Source organism: Arthrobacter sp. SPT-J7 (assembly GCF_059089965.1).
The window spans coordinates 1-8,643 of the sequence record NZ_JBNHFF010000140.1; the positions used below are offsets into that span (position 1 = coordinate 1).

The 8,643-nt window shown below is 64.4% G+C and carries 7 protein-coding genes; 3 read left to right on the top strand and 4 right to left on the bottom strand.

The annotated features are described in order from the left end of the window. Window positions 1-76: 76 nt before the first annotated feature. Window positions 77-1,690 carry an MFS transporter gene (locus tag AC5RWX_RS27005; protein WP_494099342.1) on the bottom strand — a complete coding sequence of 538 codons (1,614 nt, stop codon included), beginning with the start codon at window positions 1,688-1,690 and terminating at the stop codon, window positions 77-79. A 527-nt stretch (window positions 1,691-2,217) separates the two neighbouring features. Here AC5RWX_RS27005 and AC5RWX_RS27010 point away from each other — a divergent pair. Next, complete coding sequence (locus AC5RWX_RS27010; protein WP_494099343.1) at window positions 2,218-2,475, top strand: hypothetical protein; 258 nt, start codon at window positions 2,218-2,220, stop codon at window positions 2,473-2,475. A gap of 168 nt (window positions 2,476-2,643) precedes the next feature. On the opposite strand, the gene AC5RWX_RS27015 is transcribed toward AC5RWX_RS27010, so the two are convergent. After that, a complete protein-coding gene (locus AC5RWX_RS27015; protein WP_494099344.1) occupies window positions 2,644-3,891 on the bottom strand; it encodes an RNA polymerase sigma factor in 1,248 nt (415 codons plus the stop codon). Window positions 3,892-3,895: 4 nt separating this feature from the next. Continuing rightward, window positions 3,896-4,321, bottom strand: coding sequence for a YciI family protein (locus AC5RWX_RS27020; protein ID WP_494099345.1), 426 nt, complete (start codon window positions 4,319-4,321; stop codon window positions 3,896-3,898). 289 nt (window positions 4,322-4,610) lie between these two features. Here AC5RWX_RS27020 and AC5RWX_RS27025 point away from each other — a divergent pair, with 289 nt between their 5' ends. Further along, a complete protein-coding gene (locus tag AC5RWX_RS27025; protein ID WP_494099346.1) occupies window positions 4,611-4,808 on the top strand; it encodes a divalent metal cation transporter in 198 nt (65 codons plus the stop codon). A gap of 70 nt (window positions 4,809-4,878) precedes the next feature. On the opposite strand, the gene AC5RWX_RS27030 is transcribed toward AC5RWX_RS27025, so the two are convergent. Then, complete coding sequence (locus AC5RWX_RS27030) at window positions 4,879-7,455, bottom strand: ATP-dependent DNA ligase (RefSeq protein WP_494099347.1); 2,577 nt, start codon at window positions 7,453-7,455, stop codon at window positions 4,879-4,881. A gap of 40 nt (window positions 7,456-7,495) precedes the next feature. Between AC5RWX_RS27030 and ku the strand changes: the two genes are divergently transcribed. Next, entirely contained in the window at window positions 7,496-8,632 is a 1,137-nt protein-coding gene (ku, locus tag AC5RWX_RS27035; protein ID WP_494099348.1) for a non-homologous end joining protein Ku, read from the top strand. The last annotated feature ends 11 nt before the right edge of the window (window positions 8,633-8,643 follow it).

Consider the following 8,643-nt stretch of genomic DNA (forward strand, 5'->3'; position numbering starts at 1 on the left):
GGGCCCTGGAGCGTTGCTGCAAGCCCTGCACGGTGGGGGAGTGCCCAGGTGCCATCGCCTGCCGGTTGCCGCCTTGCTAAACCCGGGCGGGAACCTTATCGGCTGCACTCGAATCCGTGATGTCCTGGGTTTCGAACGGGAGTTCGTCCAGGTCGATCAGCGGGTTTTCGTCCTGAGTGGCCACCAGTTCGCGGGCCTCTGCCTGGGTGTCCACGCTTGGCATGGAGCCCGGCAGGGGTCGCTGGGCCGATTCCTTCAGGAAGTAGATGGCGACGGCACCCACCAGGGACGTTCCCATCAGGTAGTAGGCCGGCATCATGTCATTGCCCGTGGCACTGATGAGGGCTGCCACGATGAAAGGCGTTGTTCCGCCGAAGATGGCCACCGAGAAGTTGTAGGCGATGCCCATGGCGCCGTACCGGCTGGACGTGGGGAACTGGGCCGGCAGCGCGGAGGCGAGGTTGGCCACGTAGAACGTCACCGGGAAAGCAATCAGTGAAAGCCCGGCCAGCGTTGACCAGATCTCGCCGATGCCGATCAGCAGGAAGGCCGGGGTGGCCAGGACAACTGTGCTCAGCGCACCGATCCACAGCACGGGGCGGCGGCCGATCCGGTCGGACAGCTTGCCCGTGAGCGGGATGCAGAGGCTCATGACTACCAGCACGGGGATGGTCAGCAGGGTACCGTGCACCTCGTCGTAGCCCTTGGACTCCGTAAGGTAGGTGGGCATGTAGGAGGTCAGGGCGTAACCTGCGGTGTTGGCAGCTGCAACCAGAATCATCGCCACGATGATGGAGCGCCAGTAGGCCTTAACGATTCCCACCGGGCCATTGACCGTTGCTTCATCCGAGGCGGCGGCATGCTTGGCAAGGTCTTCCTGGGCGTCCAGGGTCGCCTGGAACTGGGGGGATTCCTCAATTTTGCTCCGGAAGTAGACGGCAATCAGGCCCAGCGGACCGGCCACCAGGAACGGGATGCGCCAGCCCCACTCCTCCATGGCCGCCTGGCCAAGGGTCAGCTGCAGGGCGGACACCAGCGCCGCGCCGAGGGCGAAGCCAAGGTAGCTGCCCATATCCAGGAAGCTTGCGAAGAAGCCGCGGCGCTTGTCCGGTGCGTACTCGCTGACGAAGGTGGTGGCACCGGCATACTCGCCGCCGGTGGAGAATCCCTGCACGATCTTCAGCAGCACCAGCAGGCCTGCTGCCCACAGCCCGATCTGGGCGTAGCCGGGAAGGAGCCCAATGGCGAACGTGCTTGCCGCCATGATCATCAGCGTGGCGGCGAGGATCTTCTGCCGGCCCATCTTGTCGCCCATCCAGCCGAAGATCACGCCGCCCAGGGGGCGTGCGATGAACGTGGCGGCAAAGGTACCCAGGAGGAAGAGGGTCTGGGTGGTGGGGTCGGACTCCGGCAGGAAGACCGGACCCATGGTGGTGATGAGGTAGCCGAACACGCCGACGTCGTACCATTCCATGGTGTTGCCCACGATGGTTCCGCCCAGGGCTTTCTTCAGCATGGGCTGATCAACAACGTTGACGTCCGACTCCTTGAGTCGGCGGCGCTTCAGAATTTTTGGCTTGCGTGGTCCCTTGGCAGCCGCGGGTGGGGTGCCTGGGGGTGTAGCTGGGTTGGTTCCGGAGGCGTTGTATACGCCTGCAGAAGAGTCGGTGATGCTTCGGTCTGTGGGCATTTGGGCGGCTCCCGTGGAGGTCATTTGCTTGCGACTTGTAGCTGCCCCGCTCCGGGCAGGCCTTCAATTTTACGCGAATGCCGTAGCGCTTGCTCGCTTCATGCCGTAGGATCACCCTCTTTGGGGGGCTCTTCGTGCCCGTTCCTGGAAATTTCTTTCCCGGCTTATCCCGCGCCCTCATGGGGATCGGCGGGGTTAGGCACCCTTGGCACCGAAATTTTTTCGCCGTGGGCTTCCCTTGCCGTCATTTTGGACGCTTCACACGCGGAAAAGTGACGCCCCCCACGGCTCCCGCAACCCTCCCACAGGACCCGGCAGGGCCGCCGTCGTCCATTTCCGCCCACCTCTCATATGGGGGTTCACAGGTGCCCGGCGCTTCCCTAAGGTTGTGCCATGGGAACACTTTCTTTCAAGTAGGCGGACGCCTGCGGCCCGGCATGGCCGGCCGCTCCGACAGTCACTGAAGGCCCTGGCTGGCCTCCATTGGCAGCACTTCATTTTCATTGCGTGGCGGGAAAGGAAGAAAAATGGCTGACGAAAACAAGAAACACATCGCGCCGGAGCTGGCGAGCCACCTGGCGGAGGCAATGGACGCCCCCGACATGCCTGGCGCGGCGGCCCCGCTAGCTCCCATGGGAGCTGGCGGGCAGCAACGGTGGCCCGATGGCAACGGGAAGCGGCGGCATCCCAAGGAACGCGGTTCCGGCCTTGGCCGGATGGGGCAGGGGGCTGCCGTCACGGCGGTTCACCGCACCAGCCGGCCACAGATGCCGCACTCGTCCTGAGGACACTTAGACAAACGCAGCACTGAGGTCCCTAGGACCGTAAAGGAATGGGGCCACCGGAATCCGGTGTCCCCATTCCTTGGCAACCGCGGGGCCAGCCTCGGCTCGCCACACGGGCAATCGGTCCGGCCCACCCTGCTCCTGTTTCCTGCCGCCTTCCCCTTGGAATCAGAGGGTGGCCGCCTTGGCGAGCAGAACAGCCTTTTGTTGTTCGTTGGCTGTAAGTGCGGCTGCCTGAAGCAGCTCTGCTTTGGCCTCATCCGTTCTCCCGAGCTTGGTGAGCAGCTCTCCCCGGATGCTGGGCAGCAGGTGTGAGCGGCGGAGGGCGCCCTCGGCAACGAGGCGGTCCACGATCTTCAGCGCGGCGGTAGGTCCGGTGGCCATGGAAACCGCTACGGCGTGGTTGAGTTCGACGACAGGGCTGGGTGCCAGGCGTCCCAGGGCTTCATAGAGCAGCACAATCCTGTTCCAGTCGGTTTCGTCGAAACTGCCGGCGGTCGCGTGGCATTGGGCGATGGCAGCCTGAAGGCAGTAATTACCCCTTCCGCGGCCGAGCGCATCGGCCCGCGCCAGGGATGTAAGGCCACGGCTGATCTGCGTCCGGTCCCAGCGTGACCTGTCCTGGTCAGCGAGCAGGATTGGGCTGCCGTCTTGGGTGAGGCGCGCGGCGAACCGGGACGCCTGGAACTCCATCAGCGCTACGAGTCCGTGAACTTCAGGCTCCCGCGGCAGCAGGCCGGCGAGCACGCGGCCAAGGCGCAGCGCTTCGTTGGCAACCTCGGTCCGGATCCACCGGTTACCCGTTGTGGCGGCATAGCCTTCGGTGAAGATGAGGTACAGCACGGCCAGTACCGCGCCCAGGCGCGCGTTCCACTCGTTCGGGTCGGGGGTGTCAAAGGGCACCTGGGCGGCCGACAGGGTCTTCTTTGCCCGTACGATGCGCTGCTGGATGGTGGCGACGGGAACGAGCAGCATCCGTGCGATTTCCTCGGTGGTCAGGCCACCGACGGTTCGCAGCGTCAAGGCGACCTGGCCCTCACGCGAGAGCACGGGGTGGCAGGCGATGAAGACGAGCCGGAGCACGTCATCGGGGATCGGCTGCCACTGGTCCTCGGTCATCTCCCTGAGGTCGTGGGCAATCGCGCGGTAGCGTTCGTCGAGCCGCTCCCGGCGGCGCCAGGCATCGATAGCCTTGCGTTTAGCCACGGCCGTGAGCCAGGCGCCCGGGTTATCCGGAACGCCCGACTCGGGCCATTGTGTCAGGGCATCGATCAGGGCTTCTTGAGCAAGGTCTTCAGCCAGGCCGACGTCGCCCGTCACCTTCGCAAGCGTTGCGACGATCCGCGCGCTTTCGATCCGCCACACGGCGTCCAGGGTGCGTTGGATCGCCGGCGTGGGGAGGTCCTTGTTGGCCATGTAGCTAGGGCTGGTTGAGTTCCTCGCGCCAGCCGGCTTCCTTTTGCAGGAACTCGTTGTCGGAGAAGTCCTCAAAGTCACTCATGTCGGTGACGCGGCGGACTTCGAGCTTATTGCCAGGGCCCAACGGGCAGCGGCTGGCCCACTGGACAGCTTCTTCCTTACTGGCGGTCTGGATAATCCAGAACCCGTTGAACAGTTCGTGGGTTTCCCCGTACGGGCCGTCGGTGACCATGGGGTTCTCGCCTGAAAAATCAACAACGAAAGCTTCGCTCATATCGTCGGCGAGCCCCTCACCGGCGAGCAGCACTCCGGCGTTCATGAGGGATTCGTTGTAGGCGCCCATGGCGTTGATGATCTGTTCGATGTCCGCCGCTTCGTACGCCTTTTTTGCCTCATCGGTAGCGCGCATAATCAGCATGAACTTCACGGTTCTTCTCCTTCTTGGTGAGAACGCCTGTTGCGTCCTTCTACTATCGCGTCGAACGGGCCTGCATTGGATCGACAAGGACTGGGAAGATTCTTCTTAAGGAATGCCGCATTGGCCAAAGTATTTCTACCCGGGAGCCATTTGAGGCGCCTGTGGTGCTGAATAGTCTTCGGCGTCCTCGGCATCATGCTGATGTTCTCCGTCGGCCACGCCGTCGGAACCGGCCTGGGGCATTCCCTTATTTTCGGCGGATCCCAAGGTCCTGTGGACTGTCGTCTGCACGGTCGCCGTGGCCCTGATCGTCATCGCCCAATCACTCACGGTCCTCATCGCACCCCTGCTCGGCGTCCTAATCGTGATTATGGCCAACAGGCGCTCCGTCATGGGCGATCTCCGCAACAAGTGGTGGCACAACCTCTTCGGAGCCGTCGGCCTCGTGGCCATCATCGACTCCTCCATCAGGCTCATCACCACCTTGCTCGGCTGAAAGCACCCCGCACTGAGTCAGAACCATAAGGAGCACCCCCTGCACAAGCAGGGGGGCGCTCCTGCCACTGTCAGCCTTCGTCCACCACGTCCGCCGGGTCCTTGTCCAGCCGCCAACCCCGCCACACCGGATGCCGAAGCCGGCCCGTCCCGGTCCATTCGCTGTACGTCACTTCGCCAACCAGTTGCGGAGCCACCCAGTGCGCGTCTGCCGCGTCCTCGCGGGGGACCTCCTGGAACGGTGACGTTTTTTTGGCGAGCCGTTCCACGGTCTGCCGGAGTTCCGTCAGTTCGCGGAAACTGAAACCGCTGCCCACCCTGCCTACGTAGCGCAGGCTCCGTCCCTCCGGGATGCCCACCAGCAGCGAACCCACGGAGTCCTGGCGGGCGCCCTTGCCCGGCCGCCAGCCGCCCACCACCACCTCCTGGGTCTTGTCGAGCTTGAGCTTGATCCAGGTCCGCGTCCGTTGCCCGCTCACGTAGCGGCTGTCCGTGCGCTTAGCCATCACGCCTTCGAGGCCAAGTTCCTGCGCGCTTTCCAGGATGTGCTCCACGCGGTCTTCCAGCACGCTGGAAAGGTCCACCGGGCAGTCCGACGGGCTGAAGAACTCCTCGAGCCGATGTCTCCGCTTGGCGAGGGGCAGCCTGCGGAGGTCCGTGCCGGCGTCGTGCAGCAGGTCAAAGAGCATCAGCCGGACGGGGATGGCCTTGCGCGCCTTCGCGACGTCGCCGGGCCGGGTGAGCTTCATGCGGCCCTGAAGCAGTCCGAAGTCCGGCCTGCCTGAGGGCCCGACGGCGATGATCTCGCCGTCAGCGACGAACGGCTGGGGCGGCCAGCAGTTCCTGTCCGTGAACTCGGGGTAGGTCTTGCTGACGTCGTTTCCGTTGCGGCTGAAGATTCGCACTGCATCCTCGTCCGCAACGAGGATGGCTCGGACCCCGTCCCACTTGAGCTCGAACTGCCAGTTGCTGCCCTGCAGATCCGCTGTTGTCCCCGAGGTGGCCATCATGGGGCCGTAATCCTCGGGTGATGCGGAAGCGGCAGCCGAAGGGGGCGCCGGAAAGGTTTCTTCAGCGTGGTTGTCCCGACCCTGGGCATCCTCCGGCGCCTCTGCCTGCTCCGGCTTTACAGCGTCCGGCGCCTCCTCACCTACCTCCGCAGCCGCTTCGGCGTCGTCTCCAGTTTCTTCGGGCCCGTCAGCGTGCGCCGGCGCATGACGGTGCCGGTTGCTGCCGAGGTCCTTGTCCATGAGGTGGATCAGCCACTGGCCTTCGGATTCCTTGCCCTGCCCCCGGCCCGTATGGATCAGGGCGAACTTTCGCGTGCCGCCCAGCCCGCCGCCTTCGGAGCCGGTCAGCGTAACGATGACTTCCCTGCCGCTGATCCACTTATGCAGTTCATACGTGCCGGTGTCCCAGATGGTCATCTCACCGGCGCCATACTCCCCTTTGGGAATGGTGCCCTGGAAAGTGAGGTAGTCCAGCGGGTGGTCCTCCGTCTGGACAGCCAGGTGGTTCTTGCCGCCGGATTCCGGCACGCCCTTGGGCAAGGCCCACGACACCAGGACGCCGTCGTGCTCGAGGCGGAGGTCGAAGTGAAGCCGGCTGGCGTGGTGCTCCTGGATAACGAACGCGTCACCGCTGCCGGCGGCGCCGGAGAAGGGCTCGGGTGTTTTCTGCGGGTCCCGCATGGAGCGGTACTTGCCCAGGCGGGGGTCGCCGTCGTGATGTTCGTTGCGTTCCCCGGGGTCCCTGCCGGAGGCGCTTACGACGGCGGCAAAGGGGTCGGTGCCCTCCTGCACCCGCTGCAGCACGGCCAGGTAGTCCAGGTGCGTCAGGCCCGGTGAGCCGATTTCCTGCCAGGTCCGGGGCGCGGCGACCATCGGGGTGGGACGGCCGCGGAGCGAGTAGGGCACGATAGTGGTTTTGGCCGCGTTGTTCTGGCTCCAGTCCACCAGCACCTTGCCCTTGCGCAAGGTCTTCTTCATGTCGCTGACAGCGAGGTCCGGATGGTCCGCCTCCAGAGCGCGTGCCAGCTCACGGGCAAAGGCCGAGATCTGATCCGAGGTCTGGCTCCGGTCCAGGGGTGCGTAGAGATGGATGCCTTTGCTGCCGCTGGTCACGGGGACGGGATCCAGGCCCACGTCCTCGAGGATTGAGCGGGCCAGAAGGGCCACTTCCACGCATTCCTCCAGGCCGGCGCCTTCACCGGGATCCAGGTCCAGAACAAGCCGGTCCGGATTCAGCTGGTTGCCGTGGGAGTCCACCTGCCACTGGGGAACGTGGATTTCCAGCGAGTTGATTTGGCCGAACCAGGTGAGGGTAGCGGGGTCGTTGACCATCGGATAGTGGATGGTCCGGTCCTTGTGGGTAATGGCGGCACGCGGCAGCCAGCCGGGAGCGGAGTCCTCAAGGTTCTTTTGGAAGAACACCTCGCCGGGCTTCGCTGCAGTCCCGACGCCATTAACCCACCGCTTCCTGGTGGCCGGCCGGTTGGCGGCTGCAGGGATCAGGACGTGTGCCACCGCGGCGTAGTAGGCGAGCACATCCGCCTTGGTGGTGCCGGTCTCCGGGTAGATGACTTTGCCCAGGTTGGTAAGGGTCAATTCCCTGCCTGCAACCCGGACACGCTCCTTAGCTGCGGCCATGGGGCTTCACCTCCGGCGCTGCGTGATGTTGACTTAGGGAATGAGAGCCATCTGGAAAGGCGCCATCGCGTTCGGCCTGGTCAACGTGCCCGTGAAGGTCTACAGCGCAACCGAAGATCATGACATCAGTCTGCACCAGGTCCACAATGCCGATGGCGGCCGGATCCGCTATCAGCGCAGGTGCGAAGTGTGCAGCCAGGTCATCGATTATTCCGACATCGAAAAGGCCTACGAGGAGGACGGGCGGACGGTGATCCTGTCCAAGGACGAGCTCAAGGCCATCCCCGCCGAGAACAGCCACGAGATCGAAGTGGTGCAGTTCGTTCCGTCCGAGCAGCTTGAACCCATGATGTTCGAGAAGAGCTACTACCTGGAGCCGGACTCCAAGTCTCCCAAGGCCTACGTCCTGCTGCGCCGGGCGCTTGAGGACACGGACCGGGTGGCCATCGTCCAGTTCGCCCTGCGGGAGAAGACCCGGCTGGGCGCCCTGCGGATCAAGGATGACGTGCTGGTGCTCCAATCCCTGCTCTGGCCGGACGAGGTGCGCGAAGCCAACTTCCCTTCCCTGGACGCCTCCATCAAGATCTCCCCGCAGGAACGCGACATGTCCGCGGCGCTTGTGGAGTCCATGGCGGCCGACTTTGATCCCGCGCACTTCACTGATGACTACCAGGTGCAGCTGCGCCAGCTCATTGAGGCCAAACTGGAGCAAGGCGACTCCCTGGATACCGAAGAAACCTTCGGCGTGGAAGCCGGCGAAGGCGGCAAGGGCGAAGTCATCGACCTGATGGAAGCACTGAAACGGAGTCTGGACCGGAAACGCGGGGGCGGGTCCGACGCTTCCGCCGCCGACTCGGGTGGCGGGGATTCGGGTGATGAGGCCTCCGGTGACGACGAAGAGGCCGCCAAGCCGGCGCGCAAGAGGTCCACCGCCAGTGAGTCCACTGATTCCACGTCGGGTGGGAGCAAGTCCGGCGCTGCGAAATCGACGGCTGCGAAGGCCAGTACTGCGAAGACGGGTACGGCAAAGTCCGCAGCTTCCAAGGCCGGCACAGCAAAGTCCACGGGGGACAAATCCACTGCAGCAAAGTCCACGTCGGCCAAGTCCTCTGCCAAACCGGCCGCTAAAACCACTACCAGCAAGGCAACGGGCACCAGGGCGCGCAAGCCGGCATGAGGGTCCGTAGC